The organism is Citrobacter sp. S46_ASV_140, assembly GCF_018919545.1.
GTDB lineage: Bacteria > Pseudomonadota > Gammaproteobacteria > Enterobacterales > Enterobacteriaceae > Citrobacter > Citrobacter braakii.
Map to the genome: position 1 here is coordinate 25,227 of NZ_JAHLRC010000015.1, position 25,507 is coordinate 50,733.

Genomic DNA, 25,507 nt, shown 5'->3' on the forward strand with positions numbered 1-25,507 from the left:
TCCGGTGAATCATTTCGCCATCGCCTTCTCGTTTTTTACCCGCAACTTTTTCGCCCGACTCTCCAGCAGCAAATAGCACATCAGCGCCAGCAACAGCGGAATAAAATAGTACAGCACGCGATACGCGAGCAGGGCGGCAATGATTGTTCCCTGAGAGGTGTTCTCTCCTGCCAGCAGCGCCATAAAGACCGCCTCCAGCACGCCAATCCCCGCCGGAATATGCACGATAACACCGGCAATACTGCTCACCAGCAGCACGCCCAGCACGAAGAAATAGTTGATATTCTGACCCAGCAACAGCCAGATAATCGCCCCCATTACCATCCAGTTAGTACCGGATATCGCCATTTGCGCGAGGGCAAATCTCCAGGAGGGCAGTACCAGTTTTTGGCCCTTGATGGTGATGTGGCGATGTTTAGCGAAAGCGCAAAACCACAGATAAACAACAATCATCAGCAGCAGCGCAATGCCTAAGAGGCGTAGCGTACCTTCATCGATATACCAGTGCGCGGGCAGTTCAACGACGCCGAAGGTGAAAATAAAACCGCCCAGCAGAATATAGCCCAGCCAGTTGGTGGTAATGCTCAGTGAAAAAATTCGCGTAATTGTGCTCCCCGGTAATCCGAGACGCGAGTAGAGACGATAACGCATCCCAATACCGCCCACCCATGTGCTTAACGTCAGGTTGAAGGCGTAACAGATAAACGACACCAGCATGACCTGGCGTTTTGCCAGCTTGTGCCCGCAGTAGTAGCGCCCGAGCAAGTCATAGCAGCCGTAAAGTAAATAACTGACGATCACCAGCCCTACGGCGCTGAGCAGGGCGATCCGATTGTAATCGCGAATTACCGTCCATACTTCCTGCCAGTTGACCTTACTGGCATAAACGACCAGCAATACGATGACTGCAATAAAAAATAGCCATGTGAGGATCTTTTTCGCTAAGCGCCAGCGTCGGTGGTTTTTTGGCATCAGGTTTCCCCTCCTGCATCCTCAGTTGGAATACGATCCTGGGTTTCCAGAGTTGGCTGTGCGGGTGGTTCTACCTCGGCCAGATGCGGGGTATGCGCCGGTAGCCAGCCGACCAGCGCCGGGAAGTGGCGTAAAAAGTGGAAGGCCAACACGCTTTTGGTCAGGTTCCACCAGGTGCGTTTTGGCAGCATTGATTCATCAACTCGCTTGCAGTCCTGCGCAATAATGGGGGTCAGGTTGTCACGCAGGGTCTGGTTAAACGTGCGGTCATGAATAATAAGATTCGCCTCCAGATTGAGCGACAGACTGAGCGGGTCGAGATTGCTGGAACCTACCGTCGCCCAATGATCGTCCATCAGCGCGACTTTACCATGCAGGGGCTTACGCCGGTATTCATAGACATGGACGCCGCCTTTAACCAGATAGTTATACAGCAGGCGGGCACCCACTTTCACAATCGGCATATCCGGTTCACCCTGGACGATGAGTTTTACCCGAACACCGCGTCGCGCAGCTTTTCGTAGGGCATGCAGCAGGCGATAACCCGGAAAGAAATAGGCATTGGCAATGATTACTTCCCGCCGGGCCTGGGTCAGCATTTTCAAATAGTGGCGTTCAATATCATCGCGATGCTCTTCGTTATCGCGCCAGACAAACAGCGCCTGCGCTTCGCCAGGCCGATGATTTTCAATTGCCCGGTGATGACGTCGCCACCAGCGTCGTACGGCGCTCTGTCCCGGTAAGTTATCCAGCACGAATTTCAGGATGTCGGCCACGACAGGACCTTCCACGCGAACGGCATAATCCTGCTTGGCCTCGGGACCGTAATCAGACATGTGTTCAGCGGAATAATTAATACCGCCGACAAAGGCAACACGATCATCAATGACCACAATTTTGCGATGCATACGGCGAAAGAGATTGGTGCGCATACCGAACAAACGCGGGCGCGGATCGTAGTAGCGGAAAATAACGCCAGCTACGGTCAACTCTTCGACAAAACTGTCGCTAAGATCCGGCGAACCGTAACCGTCCAGCAGCACCTCTGCTTTGATTCCGCGCTGGGCGGCGCCGAGCAAGGCGGCATGCAGCTGTTTTCCGACCGCATCTTCAAACCAAATAAAGGTCTCAAGGATAATTTTTTGCTGTGCCTGTTCAATGGCGTCAAAGACGGCGGGATAGTATTGATCGCCGTTTTCCAGCAGTTGAATTTGATTGCCTTCACGCCAGCCATTTTTCATAAATGAATCTCCGCACTCAGGGGGGCATGATCGGACAAATGTCGCCAGTGACGCAGCGCCAGCGTCGTTGGAGTACTGGCATTCGCGTTTTTCACGTAGATCCTGTCCAGACGCAGCAGGGGAAAATGCACCGGAAACGTCCGCGCCGGGCGACCGTGGGCGCGGGTAAAAATCTCGTCAAGGCCGGCCCTGGCTTTCAACGGGTGATTGGCCGTTTGCCGCCAGTCGTTAAAATCTCCGGCGATCACCACGGGCTCCGCGTCGGGCAGGGCATTGACCCAGTCAGCCAGCATAGCGAGCTGGGCCTGACGGTGTGCTTCACGCAAACCGAGATGCACGCACATGACATGAATTGGGTGCGAGAGCATTGGCGGCACGATGCGGCAGTAGAGGACCCCGCGCTTTTCACTCGCGCCGACGGACACATCGCGATTTTCATAATGTTCAATAGGATAACGCGACAGCACCGCGTTACCGTGATGCCCTTGCGGGTACACGGCGTTACGCCCGTAGGCGAAGTCGCTCCACATGGTGTCCGCCAGAAATTCGTAGTGGGTGGTATCCGGCCAGTTCTCAATCTGCAGCGAGTGAGCATCGTGCGCGCCCATAACTTCCTGTAGGCACACAATGTCTGCACCGACCGTTCTGACAGCCTCCCGTAGTTCAGGCAAAATAAAACGCCGGTTGAAGGCGGTGAACCCTTTGTGAGTATTAATGGTGAGCACATTGAATGAAAATTGAACTCCCGATCCGCTCATGAGCCTCCCGTTGGCGTCACTTCCTAAATAAAATAGTGTAGTCGTCGTCACAAAAAGATGCGGTGTTGCGGAATTTTCCGTAAAGTCCGGTACTCTGAATAATTAGTTGAAAATCCTTCAGGAGAAAAGCCATGAGGTGGCAACAACGTGTTCGTGTCGCAACGGGTCTAAGTTGCTGGCAGATTGTGTTGCATTTACTGGTAGTGGCGTTGCTGGTAATGGGCTGGATGAGCGGTACGCTGGTGCGCGTCGGCCTGGGATTATGCGTCGTTTACGGCGTAACGGTTTTATTAATGCTGGCCTTGCAACGTCACCATGAACAGCGCTGGCGCGACGTAGCTGATGTGCTGGAAGAGCTGACTACCACGTGGTATTTCGGTGCCGCGATGATCGTACTGTGGTTGCTGTCGCGCGTGCTGCAAAACAACGTCTTGCTGGCCCTGGCGGGGCTGGTGATCCTTGCCGGACCCGCCGTGGTTTCGCTGTTGGCAAAAGACAAAAAGCTACATCACCTTGCGTCTAAACATCGCATACGCCGCTGAGCCGGTCGTGGCCGCTATCACCAACAGCGGCCACAAACTTCCCCACACAATCTGCAGACTCGCATCCTTCAGGTAAATCTGTTTCGTGATGTCCGTAAAATGGCGGATTGGGTTTATCCACGTCAGATTCTGTAGCCAGACCGGCATATTTTCGACCGGCGAGACGTAGCCTGAAAGTAAAATCGCCGGCATCATAAACACAAACACGCCGATAAATGCCTGCTGCTGGGTGGCACACAGTGATGAAATCAGCAGACCAAAGCCGACCAGCGACAGCCCGTAAATCACCATCGTGAAATAGAACAGCGCCAGTGAACCGGCAAACGGGATGTGATAAGCCCAGATGCCGATCGCCAGCACAATGGTGGCCTGAAACGTTGCCACAATTAACGCGGGCACCGCTTTACCGATGAATATCTGCCAGGTGGTAAGCGGGGAGACAAGCAGCTGATCCAGCGTGCCTTGCTCGCGCTCGCGGGCAACCGAGAGCGAAGTGACGATCATGACGCCGATGGTGGTGATCATGGCGATCAGCGACGGAACCACAAACCATTTGTAATCCAGATTCGGGTTATACCAGTTACGCACCACCAGCTCGCTGTTGTTCGGTTTCGGCTTGCCGTCCATCAGCTCCTGCTGATACTCCTTAACGATTTGTTGCAGGTAATTCGCGGCAATTTGCGCACTGTTAGAGTTACGCCCGTCGAGAATAATCTGCATGGGAGCCTGCTGGAAGGTATCCAGATTACGCGAAAAGTTGGCCGGGAAGCGCACCAGCAACAGGGCTTTTTGCGTGTCGATGGTGGGCTGGATCTCCTGCGGGCTTTTCAGCAGCAGAACGTGCGTAAAGGCGCTGGCGCGAGCGAAGCGCTGGGTTAGCTCCACCGAATGTTTACCGTTGTCTTCGTTATAGATAGCGATAGTGGCGTTGGTGACTTCCAGCGTGGCCGCGAACGGGAACAGAATAACCTGAATCAGCACCGGTAAAATCAGAATGGCTCGCGTCTGCGGTTCACGTAACAGCGATTGCAGCTCTTTACGAATTAATGTCCATAAGCGATGAAACATGCCCGTCCCCTTAATCCAGCCGACGTTTGGTTTTAAGCCACGTCAGGCCAATAAACATCACCGCCGAAGCGATTAAAAACAGCACGTTGATAATCAGCACCACCGGAATATTTCCCGCCAGAAACAGGCTTTGTAGGGTGCTGACGAAATAACGAGCCGGAATAATATAGGTTACTGCCCGGATAATCGCCGGCATGCTGTCTATCTGGAAGATAAAACCCGACAGCATAATCGAGGGCAGGAAGGCGGCGTTTAGCGCGACCTGCGCGGCGTTAAACTGATTGCGGGTGATGGTGGAGATAAGCAACCCCATGCCGAGCGTGCTGAGCAGAAACAGACTGGTAATGAAAAACAGGATCAGCAACGAACCGCGATAGGGCACGCCGAGAATAAACACCGACACCAGCATACACAGCAGCATCGCCAGCATGCCCAGAAAGTAATAGGGGATCAGTTTGCACAGCAGCAGTTCGACGCGGGTGACTTCGGTAGACAACAGCGCTTCCATGGTTCCGCGCTCCCATTCGCGCGCCACCACTAATGAGGTGAGGATAGCGCCAATAACCGTCATGATGATGGTTACCGCCCCGGGAATAATAAAATGTTGGCTGATGGCCGCCGGGTTAAACCAGTAGCGTGTCTGCACGTCGATCAAAGGTTCAAATGATTCTCCGCGATCTTCCGCCCGCTGTTGTTGCCAAATCTGCCAGATGCCTTCGACATAACCCTGTACAAAGTTAGCGGTATTCGGTTCACTGCCGTCGGTGATCACCTGGATCGGCGCCACGTCGTTGGGTCGCGCCATCTGCTGGGCGAAATCCACCGGGATCACCACCAGCCCGCGAATGCGCCCGGCCTGCATTTTCTCAATCAATTCCTGACGGTTATCGCTGATGGTGGCGTCAATATACGGTGAACCGGTCATGGTATGGGTAAAATCCAGCGCCTCTTCGCTTTGCTGTTCGAGCAGAATCCCTACCCGTAGCTTGCTGGAGTCGAGGTTGATCCCGTAGCCGAAGATAAACAGCAGCAGCAGCGGGATCACCACTGCAATCAGCCAACTGCTGGGATCGCGGACGATCTGGCGCGTCTCTTTCACGCACAGCGCGCGTACGCGACGCCAGGAGAGAACGGAGTTACTCATGCGTATGCTCCTTATCCCAGTCATTGATTAGCGTGATAAAGGCCTGTTCCATGGTCGGGTCTGGCGTCTCACTGTCAGCAGCCTGAGCTTTCAGGTCGTCCGGCGTACCGCTGGCAATCAGTTTGCCGCGATACACCAGCCCGATGCGATCGCAGTATTCTGCCTCATCCATAAAGTGGGTGGTCACCATCACCGTGACGCCTTTTTCCACCATACTGTTGATATGTAACCAGAACTCCCGACGGGTGAGGGGATCGACCCCGGAAGTGGGTTCATCGAGGAACAGAATGTCGGGTTCATGCATCAGCGAACAGGCCAGCGCCAGACGCTGTTTAAAACCCAGCGGCAGTTCGTCGGTGGCGTGGGAGGCGATACTCTTCAGGCCGAATGCCTCGCTCATCCGCTCGATTTTCTCCTTCTGCGCCCGACCGCGCAGGCCGTAGACGCCGGAGAAAAAGCGCAGATTCTGTTCAACCGTCAGGTTGCCATACAGGGAGAATTTCTGCGCCATATAGCCCAGATGCTGGCGCGCTTTACCGGAGCTGACCTTCAGGTCCATGTCCAGCACCAGCGCTTTACCCGAGGTGGGGACCAGCAGGCCGCACATCATTTTAAAGGTAGTGGATTTGCCCGCGCCGTTGGGCCCTAACAAACCAAAAATCTCGCCGCGCTGCACGGCAAAGTCTACGTGGTCGGTAGCGGCAAAATCGCCAAATTTTTTGGTCAGCGCTTTGGCTTCGATCACCGTTTCACCTGGCGTGCCTTCCACGGTATGCAGGATAGCGCCCAGCGGTGACTCCGATGTTCCGGCCCCGCCGAGTAAATCGATAAAGGCATCCTCGAAGCGGGGGGCGGTTTCGTTGATGGTTATCTCCGGCATGCCGTCAGCGTTTTGAATCTGCTGGGCCGTCGCTTCTTTTTTCAGGATTAAGCGGACGGATTTCCCCTGAATCATCCCGTCGCTAACCTGCGGCAGTTTTAACGTGCGTTGCAGCAGTCGGCGGTTATTTTCCTGCGAACTGCTCATCAGGAAGCTGCGACCCGACATGGTTTGCGTAAGCTGAGTGGGATCGCCCTGATACAGCAATTCACCTTCGTTCATCAGCAGCACATCACGGCATTGTTCAGCTTCATCCAGATACGAAGTGCTCCAGAGGATCAGCATGCCGTCCCCGGCCAGTTCATGAACCATTTGCCACAGTTCGCGACGGGAAATAGGGTCGACGCCCACGCCAGGCTCATCCAGCAGTAACACGCTGGGTTCACCGACCAGCGTACAGGCAAGTCCGAGCTTCTGTTTCATGCCGCCGGAAAGCTTGCCGGCCAGTCGTCCGGTAAACGGCCCCAGCGAGGTAAATTCCAGTAACCGGGCAAAGGTTTTTTCTCGCGCGTCACCGGTAACGCTACGTAAATCTGCATAGAGATTGAGGTTCTCCATGACGGTCAAATCTTCATACAGACCAAATTTCTGCGGCATGTAACCCAGTACCGCATGCAGCGCGCTGTCGTCTTTGATGGGATCAAAACCAATTACCGTTGCGCTACCGGCGTCGGGTTTCAACAGCCCTGCCAGCATTCGCATCAGCGTGGTTTTGCCAGCACCATCCGGCCCGACCAGCCCGGTCACGTAGCCCGCATGAACGGTACAGTCGAGCGGGGCGACGGCCGGTTTATCCATTCCGGCAAAGTTTTTCGTCAGTCCATTCAGCGTAATGACGGCGTCATTCATGCCGTGCCTCATCGCTGAACTTTATCGTTACCGGCATTCCCTGGCGCAGCGCATCGTCCGCGTCGGTCACCACAATACGCAGGCGATAAACCAGGTCGGTGCGCAGGTCAGGGGTCTCGACTGTTTTTGGGGTAAACTCGGCGGTGGGCGACACGAAGCCGATTTTACCGTGATACGGTTTGTCCGGACGGCCATCGGTGTAAAGCAGGATTTCGCGTCCTGGCTGCGCCTGGCTCAGATTTCGTTCGTCAACGTAGGCGCGAACCCATACCGGACGCGTGAGTGACAGCGTCAGTACCGTGCCCCCTTCGTTCAGCATGCTGCCGGGTTCGACCGCACGGGTGAGTAACGTGCCGTCAGACGGCGAGGTCAGCGTGGTGTCATGCAAATTAAGCTCTGCCTGGGCCAGCTCGGCCTGAGCTTGTTCGAGCGTGGCTTTCGCCTGCTCGATGTCCTGCACACGATTACCGCTGCGGTATTGGCTGAGTTTATCCTGTGCGGATTTCAGAGAGGCCAGCGCCTGATCGCGTGATGAACGGGCGTTTTCCAGATCGTTGGCGGAGATAGTGCGGCTTTTCCACAATCCCACCTGCCGATTGTAAAAGTTTTGCGCGTAATCATAGGCTGCCTGCGCCTGTTTGACTGCCGCTGCGGTTTGCGCGATCTCTTCTTCACGATACCCTGCCAGCATCAGATCGTATTGCGCCTGCGCGGCGGCAACATTCGCTTTTGCCTGCATTAATGCGTTTTCGTACGGTGCACGGTCCAGTTCGCCCAGCACCTGACCGGCGGTAATGGCATCGCCTTCGTCAACCGCCAGCGAGGCCAGCCTGCCGCCGACGCGAAAACTCAGGTTGACGCTACGGATATCGACATTGCCGTACAGCGTCAGACCGTTATCTTGCCGACTTTGATACCACCACGTTCCACCGGCGATCACGGCAACGAGGGCCGCGATGACCAGCCCGAGAACGACAGGTTTTTTCATGACTCCAGTCTCCTTTGCGTTAAACCTTGCAGAATAAGATCGATGTGACAGGTGATCGTTTGGTCAATCAGCGCGGTTTTATCCTCATCAAATTGTGACCAGCCCGTACGCAACAGAATGGTTTCTTTCCCCAGACGAAAGGCCAGTACCTCGCCGAGTAGGGCGTGGGTGTGCAGGATCATTTGGGTATCGTTGGCATCGCCGCCGGTATAGGCAGCAATCAGGCGCGTCAGGTGAGTATGTAGCGGATTGATAACCTGGTCGTGCACCAGTTGATAAGCCGCGGTGGGGGAAAGCTGTTCGCGCGAAATAAATTTGCTCAGGTTAACGGTATCGTCCTGGGTTAACAGCATGATCATATTTTTGCAGGCGCGGAGGATCAGTTCGCGCATCGCGCCACGATCTGGTTCCGGCTGAGCAAACAGACGCTCGGCTTCTTCAGCGTGCGGGCGAAACTGTGAGCCGATAAAATCCGCAATCCACTGGGCGCAGGCGAGATATAAATCCTCTTTTGAGCCAAAATAGTAGGTGATGGCAGCAATATTTTGCCCGGCCTGCGCAGCGATATCGCGCGTTGTGGCGTGCAGACCATACTCGCCAAACTGCGCCAGCGCGGCGGCAATGAGCTGATTTTTCGCCTGTTCACCTTTGGTTGTCATGGTGGGTGTATTCATAGCACGACTCAGATCTTAATCAATCGATTGATTAAGATTATGACTGATGTGTAACCTTGTCCAGTCCGGACCGTTATTTTTCAGCGCAGGGATAATTTATGCGGCACATCACAAAAACTGCTACACTCCGCCCCTTCATGACATTGTGGTTTTTGTCATCTTTATTATATGTATCTCCCTGAAAACGACACCGGTAACGGTCAGGGTGGTTCGGAGTTGTTATGTCTTTTGATTCCCTTGGTTTAAACCCTGAAATTTTACGTGCCGTTGCCGAGCAGGGTTACCGTGAACCTACCCCTATTCAGCAGCAGGCGATCCCTGCCGTGCTGGAAGGCCGCGATCTGATGGCCAGCGCCCAGACCGGTACGGGGAAAACGGCAGGTTTTACCCTGCCGCTGTTGCAGCACCTGATTACCCATCAGCCGCATGGCAAAAGCCGTCGTCCGGTGCGTGCGCTGATCCTCACGCCAACCCGCGAACTGGCGGCCCAGATTGGCGAAAACGTACGTGATTACAGTAAGTATCTGAATATTCGCTCGCTGGTGGTCTTCGGCGGCGTGAGCATTAACCCACAGATGATGAAGCTGCGCGGCGGTGTGGATGTGCTGATCGCCACGCCTGGTCGTTTGCTCGATCTGGAACACCAGAATGCGGTGAAACTGGATCAGGTTGAGATTCTGGTACTGGATGAAGCTGACCGCATGCTGGATATGGGCTTTATTCATGATATCCGTCGCGTTCTGGCGAAACTGCCGGCAAAACGCCAGAACCTGCTGTTCTCAGCAACGTTCTCTGATGATATTAAGTCGCTGGCCGAAAAGCTGCTGCACAATCCGCTGGAAATCGAAGTGGCGCGCCGTAATACCGCGTCAGAGCAGGTGACTCAGCACGTTCATTTTGTTGATAAAAAGCGTAAACGTGAACTGTTGTCGCAGATGATCGGTCAGGGCAACTGGCAGCAGGTGCTGGTGTTTACCCGTACCAAACATGGTGCAAACCATCTGGCGGAACAGCTGAATAAAGACGGCATTCGCAGCGCGGCGATCCACGGTAATAAATCTCAGGGGGCGCGTACGCGTGCGCTGGCTGATTTTAAATCCGGTGATATTCGTGTGCTGGTGGCGACCGATATTGCCGCGCGCGGTCTGGATATTGAAGAGCTGCCGCACGTGGTGAACTACGAGCTGCCAAACGTCCCGGAAGATTACGTGCACCGTATTGGTCGTACCGGTCGTGCGGCCGCTACCGGCGAAGCGTTGTCTCTGGTGTGCGTCGATGAACACAAGCTGCTGCGTGACATCGAGAAGCTGCTGAAAAAAGAGATCCCGCGAATTGCGATGCCAGGCTACGAGCCAGACCCGTCCATCAAAGCCGAGCCGATCCAGAATGGTCGCCAGCAGCGTGGCGGCGGTGGTCGTGGTCAGGGTGGAGCAGGGCGTGGTCAGCAGCCGCGTCGTCAGGATGGCGGTGCGCCAAAAGCGAAACCGCGTAGCGGCGAAGGCAAACCGGCGGGCGATAAGCCTCGTCCACCGCGCCGTCCGCGCAAACCGTCTACAGCGCAGTAATTGCGAGCCCGGCCGAAAGGTCGGGCTTTTCTTTTTGCGACACGTATCAGAAAGTGCCACAATAGTGGCTGTTTATACAGTATTTCAGGTTTTCTCATGGCACTAACGGCTGCGCTAAAAGCGCAAATTGCCGCCTGGTATAAGGCGCTTCAGGAACAGATCCCCGACTTTATTCCCCGTGCGCCGCAGCGGCAGATGATTGCTGACGTCGCGAAAACGCTCACTGGGGAAGAAGGGCGGCATCTGGCAATTGAAGCGCCGACCGGGGTGGGGAAAACGCTGTCGTACCTGATTCCCGGTATTGCCATAGCGCGTGAAGAACAAAAAACGCTGGTGGTCAGTACCGCCAACGTTGCTTTACAGGATCAGATCTACAGCAAAGATTTACCGCTGCTGCGCAAAATTATCCCCGATCTGCGTTTTACCGCCGCGTTTGGTCGCGGGCGTTATGTCTGCCCGCGTAATTTAGCGGCGCTGGCCAGTAGCGAACCCAATCAGCAGGATCTGTTGGCCTTTCTCGATGATGACCTGACGCCCAACAACCAGGAAGAACAAAAGCGCTGCGCCAGGCTAAAAGGCGATCTCGACAGCTACAAGTGGGACGGGCTGCGCGATCACACGGATATCGCTATCGACGACGGACTCTGGCAGCGCCTGAGCACTGATAAAGCCAGCTGTTTGAATCGTAACTGTCACTACTATCGTGAATGCCCCTTTTTTGTCGCCCGCCGTGAGATTCAGGAAGCCGAAGTGGTGGTGGCTAACCACGCGCTGGTGATGGCGGCCATGGAAAGCGAAGCTGTTTTGCCGGAGCCGAAGAACCTTCTGCTGGTTCTTGATGAAGGTCACCATTTGCCGGACGTCGCGCGTGATGCGCTGGAGATGAGCGCAGAAATCAGCGCCCCCTGGTATCGGCTGCAGTTGGATCTGTTTTGCAAATTAGTAGCCACCTGCCTGGAACAGTTTCGCCCAAAAACCACGCCGCCGCTGGCGAATGCCGAGCGTCTGAGCGGTCACTGTGAGGAACTGTATGAGCTGATTTCATCGCTCAATAACATTCTTAATTTGTACATGCCTGCGACCCAGGAGGCGGAACACCGTTTCGCGATGGGCGAACTGCCTGCGGAAGTGATGGAGATTTGTCAGCGTCTGGCGAAGCTAACAGAAATGCTGCGCGGTCTGGCGGAACTGTTCCTCAACGATCTCAGCGAAAAAACCGGCACCCACGATATTGTGCGTCTGCATCGGGTTATTTTGCAGATGAATCGGGCGTTGGGCATGTTTGAGGCGCAAAGCAAACTGTGGCGGCTGGCTTCGCTCGCGCAGTCGTCAGGCGCGCCGGTGAGTAAATGGGCGACGCGCGAAGTGCGTGACGGGCAGATCCACGTCTGGTTCCACTGTGTGGGGATCCGTGTGAGCGATCAGCTTGAACGACTGCTGTGGCGCAGCGTACCGCATATTATCGTGACTTCCGCCACGCTGCGTTCGCTCAACAGCTTCTCGCGTTTGCAGGAGATGAGCGGGCTGAAAGAAAAAGCAGGGGACCGGTTTATCGCGCTGGATTCACCGTTTAATCACGTTGAGCAAGGCAAAATCGTCATTCCGCAGATGCGCTACGAACCGTCAATTGATAACGAAGAGCAGCATATCGCGGAAATGGCCGCCTATTTCCGCGAACAGCTGGAAAGTAAAAAGCATCAGGGCATGCTAGTACTCTTTGCCAGCGGTCGGGCAATGCAGCGTTTTCTTGAGCACGTTACCGATCTGCGTCTGCTGTTGCTGGTACAGGGCGACCAGCCGCGCTATCGACTGGTGGAGCTGCACCGCAAGCGGGTGACCAACGGCGAGCGTAGCGTACTGATTGGGCTGCAATCTTTTGCCGAAGGTCTGGATTTGAAAGGCGACTTGCTGACCCAGGTGCATATTCACAAAATTGCTTTTCCGCCTATCGACAGCCCGGTGGTGATCACCGAGGGCGAGTGGCTGAAAAGCCTGAACCGCTACCCCTTTGAGGTGCAGAGCTTGCCCGCGGCGTCATTCAATTTGATCCAGCAGGTTGGGCGACTCATTCGTAGCCACGGCTGCTGGGGAGAAGTGGTTATTTATGACAAGCGTTTATTGACCAAAAGCTATGGCAAGCGTTTACTGAACGCATTACCCATATTTCCGATAGAGCAACCTGCTGTGCCAGACGTTATAGTAAAACCAAAAGAAAAAGCGAAACCCACGCGTCGCCGTCGGCGTTAACGATGCGAGCAACAGGCAAGGAGTTATCGATGGATTACCGCAAAATCATCAAAGAGATTGGGCGAGGAAAAAATCACGCGCGTGACCTGGATAAGGATACTGCTCGCGGACTGTATACCCATATGATGAACGGTGAGGTACCCGATCTTGAGATGGGCGGTGTACTGATTGCGCTGCGTATTAAAGGCGAAGGCGAAGCGGAGATGCTGGGCTTTTACGAAGCGATGCAGAACCACACCATTCGCCTGACTCCGCCAGTGGCCAAACCCATGCCGATTGTCATTCCCAGCTACAATGGCGCGCGCAAGCAGGCAAATTTGACTCCGCTGCTGGCGATTTTACTGCATAAACTTGGCTTCCCGGTGGTGGTGCACGGTGTCAGCGAGGATCCAACCCGCGTGCTGACTGAAACCATTTTCGAACTGATGGGGATTGCGCCGACGCTGCATGCCGGGCAGGCGCAGGCAAAGCTGGATGGTCATGAGCCGGTGTTTATCCCGGTGAGTGCGCTGTGTCCTCCGCTGGAAAAACAGCTGGCGATGCGCTGGCGAATGGGCGTGCGTAACAGTGCGCATACGCTGGCTAAATTAGCCACGCCGTTTGCCGAAGATGCCGCGCTGCGTCTTTCCAGCGTTTCTCACCCGGAATACGTATCGCGCGTGGCGAAATTTTTCGGCGATATCGGTGGGCGTGCCCTGTTGATGCACGGTACCGAGGGTGAAGTGTACGCCAACCCGCAGCGCTGCCCGCAGATAAGCCTGATAGATTCGTCCGGCGTGCGAGTGCTACAGGACCGGCAGAGCGAGATGCCCGATGAGCCGGTCCCACTGCCGGTGGCTAAAGACCCGGAAACTACCGCGCGCTGGATTGAGCGTTGTCTGGCGGGCAGTGAGCCGGTTCCGGCATCGCTGAAAATCCAGATGGCCTGCTGTCTGGTAGCAACCGGTGAATCCGCGACGCTGGCTGAAGGACTTGGCCGCGTCGAGCAAAGCTTCTGATTTTTCTTTCTCCCGACGGGTCATTTGCCAGGCCCGTCGGTTCACGCTTTCCGGCAACGTGAAATTTCTGCACGTTTATTGATCTCCTGAGCGCTGTGGCGCAGCATAGTTTGTTGAAAAATAAGAAACACAATCAACACGCGACACAACAGGAGATAACAATGAACAGTGGACATCGCTTCCATGTGCCAACGCTGCACGCCTTTATCCAGGCCGTTTTTCACCAGATGGGAAGCAATGAGCTGGAGGCGCGGCTGGTAGCAGATCATCTGATAGCCTCTAACCTCGCCGGCCACGACTCCCACGGTATCGGCATGATCCCAAGCTATATTCGCTCATTTTCGCAGGGACACCTGCAGATCAACCGCCATGCCAAAGTGGTCAACGATGCGGGAGCGGTGATTACGCTTGACGGCGACTGCGCATTTGGTCAGGTGGCGGCCCACGAGGCAATTACGCTTGGGATCGAAAAAGCGCGCCAGTACGGTATCGCTGCCGTGGCATTACATAATTCGCACCATATTGGACGCATTGGCTACTGGGCGGAGCAATGTGCGGCGGCGGGTTTTGTTTCGGTGCACTTTGTGAATGTGGTAGGGATCCCGATGGTCGCACCGTTTCATGGCCGCGATAGTCGATTTGGCACCAACCCCTTCTGTGTGGTGTTCCCGCGTAAAAATACGTTCCCGTTGTTGCTGGACTATGCAACCAGCGCCATCGCGTTTGGCAAAACTCGTGTGGCATGGCACAAGGGCGAGACGGTGGCTCCGGGATGCCTGATTGATGCTAATGGGGTACCCACAACCGATCCTGCCGTAATGCAGGTCTCTCCACTGGGGTCGTTGCTGACCTTCGCCCAACACAAAGGTTATGCGCTGGCGGCAATGTGCGAAATTATGGGGGGAGCGCTTTCTGGTGGTAAAACCACACATGAAGAGAGCCTGCAGACCAGCGCGGATGCCATCATTAACTGTATGACGACCATCATTATGAATCCGGAACTGTTTGGCGCGCCGGACTGCGACAACCAGGTCGCGGCCTTTGCTAAGTGGGTGAAAGCGTCCCCCCATGCTGAAGATGCCCCGATCCTGTTGCCAGGGGAGTGGGAGGTGAATACTCGTGAAGAACGGCTGGAGCAAGGTATTCCGCTGGATGCCGGAAGCTGGCAGGCGATTTGCGAGGCGGCGTTGCAAATAGGGATGCCAGACGCCGTGTTGCAGGAATTCCGTCAACGACTGGAACACTAAGCAAAAAAAAGCCCGTCCAGTGGCGGACGGGCAAACAAAGGGTAACAAACAGGGTCAATGAGGGTTGGAGCATTGGGTCGTACAGGTAATCTTTCGGTTATTTATAGATAACCGCGGTGCCGCTCATTTTGTCTTTGCCGATAGCGGAAGTGATGCTGTAACCCGTTGCGCCAGCAGCGGTCGCTTTTTCAGCCAGTTTTGCTTCCAGGCCGTCCAGCGTGGTGGCGCCGTCAGCAGATACCACACCAATTTTGTTCATGTTTTGCGCCTGAGTAGAGGAAACTGGCTCGGCAGCAAAAACGCCAAATGACAGGGTAGACAGAGCGATGGCGGCAACAGCAAATTTGATATTTTTCATGATTAATTTCTCGCAGGTTTGTTCTGTTAGTCAGTGTTCTTTAAGAAGACGTTGTTTCGTCGATGTGAGAAGTATCACGTTTTTTTATGCGAGATAAAATCGAATAGAATTGACGACATCAATCAAAAAAATTGAATGACAAATAACTTATTGAATATTAATAAATTCGAAAGAGGGATTTACAGTTCTTGTCATTGCGCTTTACAGAGAAACCGACAACGGCACATTTTGCTACACAGAGTGCAAAAAAGCGTGCTCGTAAAGGAAATCGTATGCGCTGAAACTTTCGGTAAAGATAAGTCAACGTAGCTGGCTGTCTTTCGAACCTCTGCGATTATATCCTGAAAATGCTGCGCTATGTGAATCTTTATCCTGCTGGCATGTGATGCACAAGCGTACGCCGGGCACGGCCTCCCGTCTGGCCTGAGGGATTGGATTGCCACATTCTTCGCATTCATACAGACTTTCCCCCGTCGGTAACTCACCGCGGGCGCGGGCAACAGCATCTTCAATAGTATTGTTGATCTGTTCGTTAACAGCGTCGTCATTTGCCCATCCGGATGCCATACCTACCTCCTGCTGATGTCTACAGAATAAGTATAGCGAATGTGATGGCTGAAAAACGACCACGCGTCAGCGGTATCAGATTTCAGACCATTCGCGCAGCAGGTTATGGTAGAGATTGAGAAGCGACAGGATCTCGCTACTCTCCCCATGACGTGTCTTCAGGGACTGGATGTTTTTATCCAGCTCAAAAAGCATGGCGCGATTTTTATCGTCCCGGATCATCGACTGGATCCATATAAAGGATGCCACCCGAACCCCACGGGTCACCGGCGTAACGCAGTGCAGGCTGCTGGAAGGGTAAAGTACCAGATCGCCTGCCGGAAGTTTTACCGCATGCTGGCCGTAGGTGTCATTGACCAGCAGCTCTCCTCCCTCATAATCGTCAGGATTACTCAGGAATAAGGTGGCGGAAAGATCTGTGCGCATCCAGCCGTTTTGCGGATGACTACGCACCGCGCCGTCAACGTGAAAACCGTAGGTCTCGTTGTGCTGGTAGCGATTGAACAGCGGTGTGGAGAGCGTTTTCGGTAATGCAGCGGCGAAGAATAACGCGCTGTTGTTCACCGCGTTTTGTACCGCCTGTTGTAAAACGCCGTAACGTTCACTTTGCGTATTCACCTGCTGGTTGTTTTTAACCTGCGCGCCCTGAGCGCCGGTGGTTGCGCGGCCATCAACCCAGTCGGCAGCGTCCAGCTGTTCGCGAAACCAGGCGACATCCTGCGCCGACAGAATGCCGGGAATGTGATACATCATCAGTGTTTCTCCTGAAAGTGGGGCTTACGCCCCACGTAAAAGATCAGAAATGCATATTTGCCGTGAGCAGGAAGGTTCTTGGCTCACCCGGATGGTAACGGTATCCGCTCTTGTTAATGGAGGATACATAATCGGTGTCGAACAGGTTATAGACGTTCAACTGGAAATCGAGATTGCGATTCACGCGATAACCCAGTTTCGCGTCGGCGACCCAGTAACCTTCGGTGTAGGATGGCGTACCCATGGCCCCGTCGGAACCGCGATGCATACTGCCCACGTAGCGAGCGCCCGCGCCAACAGAGATATCATCGGTAGCCTGATACTGGTTCCACAGCGTGAACGCATGTTCTGGCGTGTACGGCAGGGATGAAGAACCATCCTGAGCAACGTTTTTGCCGCTGTGGATCGTCGCGCGCTGCTGGGTGTAACCCCCAATAACCTGCCATGCGGGAGTGATGTTCCCTGCTACCGAGAGTTCGTAACCTTCAACGCGCTTCTCCCCGTACTGGGAATATGTGCCGTCGTCGTTCTGCTCAACTTCGTTCTCAATATCCGTACGGAAAATCGCGGCAGTTAACAGCAGGCGCTTATCCAGCACCTCCCATTTGGTGCCGATCTCGCTGGTTTTCGCTTTCTGCGGTTTGAAATCGGTACGGTTCGCACTGTTACCGCTTCCGCCCTGAGCGAGGGCAAAGTTGCTGCCGCCCGGCGGTTGCTGAGAAACGGCGTAGTTAATGTAAACGTTACCGTTATCGGTCAGATGATACAGCGCGCCCGCTTTCCAGTTCACCAGATTGCCTGATTTGGCAGTATCCACGGTGGTGACCGGAGAACCTTTCGCCACGCCTGTCGGACACGCGACCGCGCCGCGACCAGAAGCGCCGCAAGCGGTGGCGCTGTCATATTCCGTGCGGTAATTGTCGAGGCGAATACCACCGTTTAGTTCAAACTCACGGGTAATCTGTAGCGTATCAAAGGCGTATACACCGAAGGTATCGGTTTGCCCGTTAGCATTAGCGCCGTTACGAGACAATCCGCCGATATTCACATTGCTGTCGGGATGATAGATATTTACCGACGGCGGGGTGATCGGGTTTACACCATAGTTGGTTTGCGTTTCACGCGTTAGCTCCACGCCGGTGCTGATGTCGTGACCGATGGCTCCCGTGTAAAATTTTGAGGTCAGGTTGGTCTGGTTGGTCAGGATCTTATTGCTGACATCTTTGGTATTTGCCAGGCGTGACCAGGTCCAGGTGTCGACGCTGCTGGAGGGTTGAGTGATGTTAGTCGCGCCGCCCATCACCGCCGTCATCAGATAATCCTGCTTAATGCGTGACCAGCGGGTGGTGTTGCGAATAGTGGTGCTGTCGTTCAGGTCATGTTCAAAACGCATCGTTGCGGTATCGGTCGTTGAATCGTCGTAATCCGAGTTGGTACCGTAGAAGTTATGCGTATCCACTTTTCCTGACTGATTCAGTGCAGCAGTCCCCGCGGAAGGCGCGGAATATCCCGGCAGACCGATGGTGGGGACACCACCATCCGGGGTGTTGTGCTGGGTGACATGCAGATAGTTCAGATACAGTCGGTTCTCAGTGCCTAAGCCAAAGGCGAGAGAGGGGGCCACACCATAACGTTCATTCTTAACGTTATCGCGACCGGCATCATGCGTTTTTTCACCCATCAGGTTTAACCGTGCAGCGGTGGTCTCACCGATGACCTGGTTTATGTCCAGCGTACCACGGCGGAACCAGGCGCTACCGACGCTGGCCGAGGCATCGATCCCTGAGTCGGTGCGCGGCTGTTTGCTGATCATATTGATGGAGCCCGTTGGCGCGCTACGGCCATAGTCGGTGCCGGAGGGGCCTTTGATCACTTCAACCTGTTCGGTATTGAAAGTGTCGCGCGTAACGCTGCCAATATCACGGATACCGTCGATATAAATACTGTTCGAGGTATCCGCACCACGCATGTAAACCGCGTCACCGGTGGTGGAGTTACCGTTCTCACCGGCGAAAAACGCGCCAACGCCCGGTACGTTTTTCAGCGCATCGGTCAGATTGGTTGCACCTTGATCCTTAATCACCTGCTCAGAAATCACTGTCATGGTGCGGGTTGTATCCGCTACCGGGCGGGAGAACTTAGGGTCGGCAGACTGCGTTGGGGCGTATAACGAAGGTTTGGCCGCTTCAACAACCAGCGTATCTTCTTGTTTTTTATCTTGATCGCCCGCGGCGACAGCCTGAGCTACCGGACACAGGCCAATACACAGACCGGCAAAAAAAGTCAGTGAATGAAAACTACTGGCAGGCAAATTGCGATTTTTATCCATGTTAGTGAGTGACTTATTATTTTTTGAGTAGACGGTTTCACTCGCGCGAAGGGACATCTCTGTGGATGTTATACCCTGCAGGCCTCGCGGGAGTGAATATGTAATTGATAATGATTTTGATAAGCATTACTAATCAGTGCGACGTTTTAGCATTCATTAATTCAAAAATAAATACATTTATTTACATTGGATTCAAAATTGCTACACGATGATTACAATTTGAGCGGTGAACGACGTGAACAGCAGGTAGCAAACTGCATTCGGGGTGAATGCAGTTGGGCTAAGGTGAGGGACTACTTATAGATAGTTGCGCTGCCGTACATCTGGTTTTTACCGCCCGCAGAATTGACGACAAAGCCTTTTGCGCCTTGCTCTTTCGCTTTCTCTGCCAGCTTGTCTTCGAGATCGCTCAGGTTAGAAGCTCCGGTAGCGAAAACAGTGCCGGAAGCTTGTAGCTGGCCGGTTTGAGGGCTGGTGTAGGGCTGTGCAGCAAAGGACGCAAATGTCATGCCGGTCAGTACGGTAGCGGCAAGGAATGTGAGGCATTTCTTCATGGTGATATCCTCTGAGAAACAACAGGTCGTGCCTGATAAGTTTAGGCCGTCAGCGGATGACATTTACCGCAAAAAACTGGTGATGAGATGTCTGTTTTTTGAACAATCAGCAAGCCATCAAATAGGTATAAAAAAAGCAAATTTCCTTGCTGTGTGTTTACCGCGTGGCGTTATGCGGGTATCTTACGCCGCTGTTAAAAGGAGAATGCTATGCCCCCCCAGAAACCGGGATTACACCCACGCAACCGCCACAATGGCCGTTATGATCTTGCGACTTTATGCCAGGTTACACCCGAGTTGACGCAATTTCTCACCCTCACGCCTGGCGGCGAGCAGAGTGTTGATTTCGCTAATCCGCAGGCAGTGAAGGCGCTCAATAAAGCACTGCTGGCGCATTTTTATGCGGTGAAAAACTGGGATATTCCAGACGGTTTTCTGTGCCCGCCGGTTCCTGGTCGCGCTGACTACATTCACCATCTGGCCGACCTGTTAGGTGAAACCAGCGGAACCATTCCGGCAAATGCGAGCGTGCTGGACGTGGGAGTTGGGGCAAACTGTATTTATCCGCTGATCGGCGTGCATGAATACGGCTGGCGATTCACCGGCAGTGAGACCAGTAGCGAAGCGTTTAACAGCGCTCAGGCGATCGTAAACGCCAATCCGGGGTTAACCCGTGCTATTCGTCTGCGTCGCCAGAAAGATTCTACGGCAATCTTCAACGGTATCATTCACAAGAATGAGCAATATGAAGCCACATTGTGTAACCCGCCATTCCATGATTCTGCGGCTTCAGCCCGCGCCGGAAGCGAGCGCAAACGTCGTAATCTGGGGCAGGATAAAGATGATGCGCTGAACTTTGGCGGGCAGCAGCAGGAGCTGTGGTGTGAAGGCGGTGAAGTGGCGTTCATCAAAAAAATGATCGCCGAAAGCCAGGCCTTTGGCCGTCAGGTGATGTGGTTCACCACGCTGGTTTCGCGCGGTGAGAATTTGCCTCCGCTGTACCACGCGTTAACGGATGCGGGCGCGGTGAAAGTGGTTAAGAAAGAGATGGCCCAGGGGCAAAAGCAGAGTCGCTTTATTGCCTGGACCTTTATGGATAACGATCAGCGTCGCCGTTTTATGGCGCGTAAACGCTAAAGCGTTGGCTCGGTTGGCGGCAGCGGTTCGCTTGCTGCCGACGCAGGGCCATTCACCGGTGCAGGCAAAACCTGATACGTCTGTACCGGCGTGCGTACGTTGGCCAGATCGAAGTATTTCTTCACCTGGCTGTCTAGCGCGAAACGTACCGTCCACTGTTTCAGCGGTAATGTGGTAAATGAGACCCGTAGCGTGAAGGCCGTATTGGTTAACCCCACAATCCCGGCAAACGACGGTTCGCCAATAATCAGCCCGCGAATATCGTCCTGTTCCATCACTGCAGCCACAGCGTCTTTCAACGCCTGATTCGCTTTATCCGCATCCTCATGGCGGTCTACGTCGTAATTGGCGACGACCGATCCAATCCCGCGCACAAAGTTGGCGAAGGTCGTTATCGATGACCAGGGAATGATATGGTACGCCCCGGTGTCCTGACGGACGCCCACAGAGCGGATGGACATCCGTTCAACCGTACCGGTGAGTGGACCGATGGTCACCAGGTCGCCGGTGTTCATGCCATTTTCGAACTGAATAAAGATCCCGGTAATAATATCTTTTACCAGCGTTTGCGAGCCGAAAGAGATAGCCAGCCCCAGCGCCCCGGCCCCGGCCAGTAAGGGCGCGATATTGACGCCAATTTCGGATAGCACAATCATGATGGTGATCGTGCTGATGATCACCGCCAGCGCGTTGCGAAACAGCGTCAGCAGGGTGCGGGTACGGGCGCTGGGGAGCGGGCGGCCGTGAATATCGGAAGCCAGACGATTTTCAATCAGGCTGGCAAGGATCGTCCAGCCGATGGCGGAGAAGAATAAAATCAGCGCGATACGGATCAGAATATCCACCGTTTTTTCTCCTGCGCCGTAATGCAGCCAGTTCCAGAAGTCGAATAATCCCCAGGCATTCAGTAGCAGCATTACCGCGACGCACACCGTCAGGATCCTGGCCACGCTTAACGCCGTCGATAGCCAGCCATTCAACCGTTTTTGTAATTCCGGATAGCTGCGCTGGGTGTGTGGCGAAAGGGTAATGGTCTTGGCTATCCAGCGGGAAAGCATACCGGAAACAAAAGCGGCGATTCCAATGATCACCAGGCTACGCAGCGTAGCGCCCATCATGAATTTCAGGCTGTTGCCAGGATCAAACAGCGAGAAGAAAAACAGCACAATGAAGTAGGCGCTGGCCAGCCAATGCCATACCAGCGCAAAGGCGCGGATAAACAGGCTGAAAAACGCTAACGATCTTTCCGCCAGATTCAGCAAATGCTGCGTTATCTCTTTCTTGTTTCTGAAAATCAGGTACAGCGCCCATAGCGTGATACACAGCATGATGATGACGTTTGCCATCGCGCCGACCTGCACGTTGACCTGATTCGAGATAATGGGAACGGCAACGATAAGTCCGTATCCAATCAGGCTGCTCAATGAACTTAAACGGCGATTCCAGTAGCGCGCACCGGCATCCTGAATGTTAAACGGGCGCAGTTCGGCCACCGTAGGGCAAAATATCAGGCGCAGAATGGCTTTGAAGAACTCAATCAACGCAAAGGCATTGAGAAACAGGCTTTGCTGAAAGGCGATAGTGCGGCTACCGGCGTTCATTCTGTCGCTCAGAATCTGCCCGACAAACAAAGTCAGCGCCAGCAGAAGCAAATCGATAATGAATGCGCCGATGATCATCGTCGGAAGCTGGAGCCAGTTGCTGCGTTCGCGGTTTTTCCGTCGTGCCCATTGCCCCATTTTGCGATACAGCGGCAGCGCGCACAGGCGAAGCAGCCAGAAAAAACCGAACACTGACGCCGCCAGCATTAAAAAATGGGTCAGGGCATTGGTGAACGTTTGCGGGTTAAAGGTCTTGTGTGGTGCATCGGTAATATTGCGGTAAAGCTGAGCAAAGCGGCTGGAGAGCGCCTCACCGTAGTGGCGGGTGACATCCGTGACGTTTTCCAGCACCGTTTTTTCTTCCGTTAACGTGGGCGGAACAATGGTTGGCACCGGCTCGGCAGGGGGCGCTGTCGCCACTTTGCGTAACTGACCGATCAGTTCCTGGCGCGAGGCGTCATTTTCCAGCACATCAGCCAGTGCGCCGTAGGCCGCTTTCTTCTGTTCAACATCCGGCTCTTTCGCCGGCGCGGTTTGCGCGTTGGTTGACGTTGGCGTAGTGACGCCAGGTATCGTCACCGCCTGAGTCGGGAGACTCACCAGACAAACAAAGATGAACAGGATCCAGCGCATGACTCCTCCCATGAGAAAATAAATTCAAAAGGATAAGTATAGATGTCAGGGCGGGGGAGAAATGAAATGAGAGGATTCTGGTGAAAAACCTCCCTTCAGGCGAAGGGAGGGAGAGCTATCAGGAAACGTGCTGCAAGAATTCCTGTAAACGTTGGCTGGGCGGATTTTCAATCAGGGCCTGCGGATTACCGTCTTCGGCAATACGTCCCTTATCGATGAAAATCAGGCGTGAAGCCACTTTTTCGGCAAAGCCGATTTCGTGGGTCACAATGACCATGGTCATCCCTTCCTCCGCCAGATCCTGCATAACTTTCAGAACTTCGTGGCGCAGTTCCGGGTCCAGCGCTGAGGTTGGCTCATCAAACAGCATCATTTTCGGCTTCACCGCCAGCGCACGGGCGATCGCCACACGCTGCTGTTGACCGCCAGACAGTTCAGAAGGGTAGTGATGCGCACGCTCGGCCAGACCTACTTTCGCCAGCAGTTCTTTAGCCAGTTTCTCGGCCTGTTCTTTATTCGCACCGCGTACGCGCTGCGGTCCGAACATGACGTTTTCCAGCGCCGTCAGATGCGGGAACAGGTAGAACTGCTGAAACACCATCCCGGCTTCCTGGCGGATTAACCGCTCGTCTACCTTTGGATCGTTTACCTTCAGACCATCGACGATCAGATCGCCAGAGGTTATCTCTTCCAGTTTGTTAATGCAGCGCAGCAGGGTTGATTTGCCGGACCCGGATGGTCCGATAATTACCACCACTTCGCCCTGCTGAATGTTCAGGTCAATATTGTGCAGCACCTGGGTTGGGCCAAAGTGCTTAGAAACGTTTTTAAATTCAATCACAGGATTTTCATCCTTCTTTCCAGACGACGCAGAATGAAGCTCAGCACCAGCGTAATGATCAGATAGAACACCGCAACGGCGCTCCAGATTTCCAGTGCGCGGAAGTTACCGGCAATGATTTCCTGGCCCTGACGGGTCAGTTCAGCGACGCCAATGACAATAAACAGCGAGGTATCTTTAATGCTGATGATCCACTGGTTGCCCAGCGGTGGCAGCATACGACGCAGCGCGAGAGGTAAAATAACGTGGCGGATAGTCTCTGTACGTGAAAGCCCAAGCGCCAGTCCGGCTTCGCTGAATCCTTTATGGATTGAGAGCACCGCGCCGCGGGTGATTTCCGCAATATAGGCGCCGGAGTTGATCATGATGGTGACAACAGCGGCGCTAAAGGGATCAATGCGTAAATCGTTAAATGCCATTGGCAGGGCAAAGTAAATAAACATCACCTGCACAACGATTGGCGTACCGCGAATGACTTCGATAAACACCAGCGCTACGTGGTTGGCTATCCAACCGCCGAAAGTACGCGCAAACCCTGCTGCAAGCCCGATTATCAGACCGCCTGCCAGACCGAGGACCGAGATCCACAGGGTCATTTTGGCGCCTTCAATCAAAAGCGGGATGGCGGGCCAGATGGCACTCCAGTCAAACTGCATATTTCGTTCCTGTTACCGTGGTGAGAAAAGTAATGAGCCATAACGCGATGACTCAAAATTGCAGGCCCGGCGGCGCTGGCGCTACCGGGCGTTACAGAACGTTCTTGTTATTTAGGTTCGGTACCGAACCATTTTTTGTAGATTTCGTTGTATGTGCCGTTCTCTTTCAGCGTTTTCAGCGCGCCGTTCACTTTCTCACGCAGTTCATCGCTGCCTTTCGGGAAGGCGATACCGTACTGCTGGGCTTCCAGGGATTCGCCTACAGCTTTGAACTGACCGTTGCCAGCGGTTTTGATGAAGTAAAGAATGTTTGGCGTGTCGTGCAGCACGGCGTCTGCGCGGTTGGTGCCCAGTTCCATATATGCGTTATCGATATTCGGGAATTGGCGCAGATCTTTGGTTTTGATGTTAGCTTTCGCGTAATCAACGGAACCCGTGCCGCTCTTCACAGCGACGACTTTACCATCCAGATCTTTCACGCTTTTCACGTCGTTATTATTCGCTTTGACCATCACTAACAGACCGCTTTTGTAGTAGCCGTCAGAGAAGTCGATCGCTTTTTTACGCTCATCAGTGATGGTGATACCCGCCAGCGCCAGGTCGATATTCTTGGTTTGCAGAGCCGGGATGATGCCGCTGAAATCCATTGGTTTCAGTTCATAATCCAGCTTCAGTTCTTTGGCCACGGCAGCCCACAGATCCACATCAAAACCAACGTATTTGTCACCCTGTTTGAATTCGAACGGTACAAATGCGGTGTCGGTTGCGACAACCAGTTTCTTATCTGCGGCATGGGAGGACACCGCAAAAGCCAGGGTAAGTGCAGCCAGTGAGACTTTTAATACAGACTTCATAGGATTTCCTTTTTTATCCACGGGGCGATCCCCTGCGAGAACATATGGCTT

General features: G+C 54.0%; 23 protein-coding genes. 6 read left to right on the plus strand and 17 right to left on the minus strand.

From position 1 onward, the window contains the following. Nucleotides 1-9: 9 nt before the first annotated feature. From KQJ19_RS06750 to KQJ19_RS06760, 3 genes are read right to left on the minus strand one after another with little or no spacing between them, the layout of a single operon-like run. Nucleotides 10-972, minus strand: a complete 963-nt coding sequence (locus KQJ19_RS06750; RefSeq protein WP_216403465.1) for a YbhN family protein — start codon at nt 970-972, stop codon at nt 10-12. Beyond that, nucleotides 972-2,213: a cardiolipin synthase ClsB gene (clsB, locus tag KQJ19_RS06755; RefSeq protein WP_216403466.1), complete on the minus strand. Its 1,242-nt coding sequence runs from the start codon at nt 2,211-2,213 to the stop codon at nt 972-974. The genes KQJ19_RS06750 and clsB overlap by 1 nt, the downstream gene beginning before the upstream one ends. After that, nucleotides 2,210-2,971: an endonuclease/exonuclease/phosphatase family protein gene (locus tag KQJ19_RS06760; protein ID WP_049282686.1), complete on the minus strand. Its 762-nt coding sequence runs from the start codon at nt 2,969-2,971 to the stop codon at nt 2,210-2,212. The genes clsB and KQJ19_RS06760 overlap by 4 nt, the downstream gene beginning before the upstream one ends. 131 nt (nt 2,972-3,102) lie before the next feature. Between KQJ19_RS06760 and KQJ19_RS06765 the strand changes: the two genes are divergently transcribed. Continuing rightward, a complete protein-coding gene (locus KQJ19_RS06765) occupies nt 3,103-3,513 on the plus strand; it encodes a YbhQ family protein (protein WP_016152353.1) in 411 nt (136 codons plus the stop codon). Here KQJ19_RS06765 and KQJ19_RS06770 read toward each other — a convergent pair. From KQJ19_RS06770 to cecR, 5 genes are read right to left on the minus strand one after another with little or no spacing between them, the layout of a single operon-like run. Continuing rightward, a complete protein-coding gene (locus tag KQJ19_RS06770) occupies nt 3,475-4,581 on the minus strand; it encodes an ABC transporter permease (protein ID WP_016152354.1) in 1,107 nt (368 codons plus the stop codon). The two genes, KQJ19_RS06765 and KQJ19_RS06770, sit on opposite strands and share 39 nt — an antisense overlap. A gap of 10 nt (nt 4,582-4,591) precedes the next feature. Continuing rightward, nucleotides 4,592-5,725 (minus strand): ABC transporter permease, encoded by a 1,134-nt coding sequence (locus KQJ19_RS06775; protein WP_016156059.1) that lies wholly within the window; start codon nt 5,723-5,725, stop codon nt 4,592-4,594. Continuing rightward, on the minus strand, nt 5,718-7,454 hold the full coding sequence (locus tag KQJ19_RS06780; protein ID WP_200046435.1) for an ATP-binding cassette domain-containing protein: 1,737 nt from the start codon (nt 7,452-7,454) through the stop codon (nt 5,718-5,720). The genes KQJ19_RS06775 and KQJ19_RS06780 overlap by 8 nt, the downstream gene beginning before the upstream one ends. After that, nucleotides 7,447-8,442, minus strand: a complete 996-nt coding sequence (gene hlyD / locus KQJ19_RS06785; protein WP_016156061.1) for a secretion protein HlyD — start codon at nt 8,440-8,442, stop codon at nt 7,447-7,449. The genes KQJ19_RS06780 and hlyD overlap by 8 nt, the downstream gene beginning before the upstream one ends. Continuing rightward, nucleotides 8,439-9,116 (minus strand): transcriptional regulator CecR, encoded by a 678-nt coding sequence (gene cecR / locus KQJ19_RS06790; RefSeq protein WP_216403467.1) that lies wholly within the window; start codon nt 9,114-9,116, stop codon nt 8,439-8,441. The genes hlyD and cecR overlap by 4 nt, the downstream gene beginning before the upstream one ends. Before the next feature lie 221 nt (nt 9,117-9,337). Here cecR and rhlE point away from each other — a divergent pair, with 221 nt between their 5' ends. From rhlE to KQJ19_RS06810, 4 genes are all read left to right on the plus strand, one after another. After that, nucleotides 9,338-10,681 (plus strand): ATP-dependent RNA helicase RhlE, encoded by a 1,344-nt coding sequence (rhlE, locus tag KQJ19_RS06795; protein WP_049282687.1) that lies wholly within the window; start codon nt 9,338-9,340, stop codon nt 10,679-10,681. Between the two features lie 96 nt (nt 10,682-10,777). Next, nucleotides 10,778-12,928 carry an ATP-dependent DNA helicase DinG gene (dinG, locus tag KQJ19_RS06800; RefSeq protein WP_141875010.1) on the plus strand — a complete coding sequence of 717 codons (2,151 nt, stop codon included), beginning with the start codon at nt 10,778-10,780 and terminating at the stop codon, nt 12,926-12,928. Nucleotides 12,929-12,957: 29 nt separating this feature from the next. Continuing rightward, nucleotides 12,958-13,926 carry a DNA-binding protein YbiB gene (gene ybiB, locus KQJ19_RS06805; protein WP_016156063.1) on the plus strand — a complete coding sequence of 323 codons (969 nt, stop codon included), beginning with the start codon at nt 12,958-12,960 and terminating at the stop codon, nt 13,924-13,926. A 161-nt stretch (nt 13,927-14,087) separates the two neighbouring features. Next, a complete protein-coding gene (locus KQJ19_RS06810; RefSeq protein ID WP_216403468.1) occupies nt 14,088-15,173 on the plus strand; it encodes a malate/lactate/ureidoglycolate dehydrogenase in 1,086 nt (361 codons plus the stop codon). 97 nt (nt 15,174-15,270) lie between these two features. Here KQJ19_RS06810 and ybiJ read toward each other — a convergent pair whose 3' ends face one another. From ybiJ to mcbA, 5 genes are all read right to left on the minus strand, one after another. Continuing rightward, a complete protein-coding gene (gene ybiJ, locus KQJ19_RS06815) occupies nt 15,271-15,531 on the minus strand; it encodes a DUF1471 family protein YbiJ (protein WP_016152363.1) in 261 nt (86 codons plus the stop codon). A gap of 300 nt (nt 15,532-15,831) precedes the next feature. After that, the gene (locus KQJ19_RS06820) at nt 15,832-16,098 is read right to left on the minus strand and encodes a DksA/TraR family C4-type zinc finger protein (RefSeq protein WP_003035233.1); all 267 of its coding nucleotides are present in this window, start codon (nt 16,096-16,098) and stop codon (nt 15,832-15,834) included. Between the two features lie 75 nt (nt 16,099-16,173). Further along, nucleotides 16,174-16,851 (minus strand): PKHD-type hydroxylase YbiX, encoded by a 678-nt coding sequence (gene ybiX, locus KQJ19_RS06825; protein WP_216403469.1) that lies wholly within the window; start codon nt 16,849-16,851, stop codon nt 16,174-16,176. Nucleotides 16,852-16,894: 43 nt separating this feature from the next. Then, a complete protein-coding gene (locus KQJ19_RS06830; protein ID WP_216403470.1) occupies nt 16,895-19,180 on the minus strand; it encodes a catecholate siderophore receptor Fiu in 2,286 nt (761 codons plus the stop codon). A gap of 293 nt (nt 19,181-19,473) precedes the next feature. Continuing rightward, nucleotides 19,474-19,734, minus strand: coding sequence for a DUF1471 family periplasmic protein McbA (mcbA, locus tag KQJ19_RS06835; RefSeq protein ID WP_016152367.1), 261 nt, complete (start codon nt 19,732-19,734; stop codon nt 19,474-19,476). A 210-nt stretch (nt 19,735-19,944) separates the two neighbouring features. Here mcbA and rlmF point away from each other — a divergent pair, with 210 nt between their 5' ends. Beyond that, a complete protein-coding gene (gene rlmF, locus KQJ19_RS06840) occupies nt 19,945-20,871 on the plus strand; it encodes a 23S rRNA (adenine(1618)-N(6))-methyltransferase RlmF (protein ID WP_216403471.1) in 927 nt (308 codons plus the stop codon). Here rlmF and ybiO read toward each other — a convergent pair. From ybiO to glnH, 4 genes are all read right to left on the minus strand, one after another. Next, on the minus strand, nt 20,868-23,105 hold the full coding sequence (ybiO, locus tag KQJ19_RS06845) for a mechanosensitive channel protein (protein WP_216403472.1): 2,238 nt from the start codon (nt 23,103-23,105) through the stop codon (nt 20,868-20,870). The genes rlmF and ybiO overlap by 4 nt on opposite strands. A gap of 118 nt (nt 23,106-23,223) precedes the next feature. Then, nucleotides 23,224-23,946, minus strand: a complete 723-nt coding sequence (gene glnQ / locus KQJ19_RS06850; RefSeq protein WP_003035246.1) for a glutamine ABC transporter ATP-binding protein GlnQ — start codon at nt 23,944-23,946, stop codon at nt 23,224-23,226. After that, nucleotides 23,943-24,602: a glutamine ABC transporter permease GlnP gene (gene glnP / locus KQJ19_RS06855; RefSeq protein WP_003035248.1), complete on the minus strand. Its 660-nt coding sequence runs from the start codon at nt 24,600-24,602 to the stop codon at nt 23,943-23,945. The genes glnQ and glnP overlap by 4 nt, the downstream gene beginning before the upstream one ends. Before the next feature lie 107 nt (nt 24,603-24,709). Further along, nucleotides 24,710-25,456: a glutamine ABC transporter substrate-binding protein GlnH gene (glnH, locus tag KQJ19_RS06860; RefSeq protein ID WP_016152370.1), complete on the minus strand. Its 747-nt coding sequence runs from the start codon at nt 25,454-25,456 to the stop codon at nt 24,710-24,712. Between the last annotated feature and the right edge of the window lie 51 nt (nt 25,457-25,507).

What these genes read in the sequence shown, in the direction of transcription:
- KQJ19_RS06750 (WP_216403465.1), bottom strand. Translation starts at nt 972, where the DNA reads ATGCCAAAAAACCACCGACGCTGGCGCTTAGCGAAAAAGATCCTCACA.
- clsB (WP_216403466.1), bottom strand. Translation starts at nt 2,213, where the DNA reads ATGAAAAATGGCTGGCGTGAAGGCAATCAAATTCAACTGCTGGAAAAC.
- KQJ19_RS06760 (WP_049282686.1), bottom strand. Translation starts at nt 2,971, where the DNA reads ATGAGCGGATCGGGAGTTCAATTTTCATTCAATGTGCTCACCATTAAT.
- KQJ19_RS06765 (WP_016152353.1), top strand. Translation starts at nt 3,103, where the DNA reads ATGAGGTGGCAACAACGTGTTCGTGTCGCAACGGGTCTAAGTTGCTGG.
- KQJ19_RS06770 (WP_016152354.1), bottom strand. Translation starts at nt 4,581, where the DNA reads ATGTTTCATCGCTTATGGACATTAATTCGTAAAGAGCTGCAATCGCTG.
- KQJ19_RS06775 (WP_016156059.1), bottom strand. Translation starts at nt 5,725, where the DNA reads ATGAGTAACTCCGTTCTCTCCTGGCGTCGCGTACGCGCGCTGTGCGTG.
- KQJ19_RS06780 (WP_200046435.1), bottom strand. Translation starts at nt 7,454, where the DNA reads ATGAATGACGCCGTCATTACGCTGAATGGACTGACGAAAAACTTTGCC.
- hlyD (WP_016156061.1), bottom strand. Translation starts at nt 8,442, where the DNA reads ATGAAAAAACCTGTCGTTCTCGGGCTGGTCATCGCGGCCCTCGTTGCC.
- cecR (WP_216403467.1), bottom strand. Translation starts at nt 9,116, where the DNA reads ATGAATACACCCACCATGACAACCAAAGGTGAACAGGCGAAAAATCAG.
- rhlE (WP_049282687.1), top strand. Translation starts at nt 9,338, where the DNA reads ATGTCTTTTGATTCCCTTGGTTTAAACCCTGAAATTTTACGTGCCGTT.
- dinG (WP_141875010.1), top strand. Translation starts at nt 10,778, where the DNA reads ATGGCACTAACGGCTGCGCTAAAAGCGCAAATTGCCGCCTGGTATAAG.
- ybiB (WP_016156063.1), top strand. Translation starts at nt 12,958, where the DNA reads ATGGATTACCGCAAAATCATCAAAGAGATTGGGCGAGGAAAAAATCAC.
- KQJ19_RS06810 (WP_216403468.1), top strand. Translation starts at nt 14,088, where the DNA reads ATGAACAGTGGACATCGCTTCCATGTGCCAACGCTGCACGCCTTTATC.
- ybiJ (WP_016152363.1), bottom strand. Translation starts at nt 15,531, where the DNA reads ATGAAAAATATCAAATTTGCTGTTGCCGCCATCGCTCTGTCTACCCTG.
- KQJ19_RS06820 (WP_003035233.1), bottom strand. Translation starts at nt 16,098, where the DNA reads ATGGCATCCGGATGGGCAAATGACGACGCTGTTAACGAACAGATCAAC.
- ybiX (WP_216403469.1), bottom strand. Translation starts at nt 16,851, where the DNA reads ATGATGTATCACATTCCCGGCATTCTGTCGGCGCAGGATGTCGCCTGG.
- KQJ19_RS06830 (WP_216403470.1), bottom strand. Translation starts at nt 19,180, where the DNA reads ATGGATAAAAATCGCAATTTGCCTGCCAGTAGTTTTCATTCACTGACT.
- mcbA (WP_016152367.1), bottom strand. Translation starts at nt 19,734, where the DNA reads ATGAAGAAATGCCTCACATTCCTTGCCGCTACCGTACTGACCGGCATG.
- rlmF (WP_216403471.1), top strand. Translation starts at nt 19,945, where the DNA reads ATGCCCCCCCAGAAACCGGGATTACACCCACGCAACCGCCACAATGGC.
- ybiO (WP_216403472.1), bottom strand. Translation starts at nt 23,105, where the DNA reads ATGCGCTGGATCCTGTTCATCTTTGTTTGTCTGGTGAGTCTCCCGACT.
- glnP (WP_003035248.1), bottom strand. Translation starts at nt 24,602, where the DNA reads ATGCAGTTTGACTGGAGTGCCATCTGGCCCGCCATCCCGCTTTTGATT.
- glnH (WP_016152370.1), bottom strand. Translation starts at nt 25,456, where the DNA reads ATGAAGTCTGTATTAAAAGTCTCACTGGCTGCACTTACCCTGGCTTTT.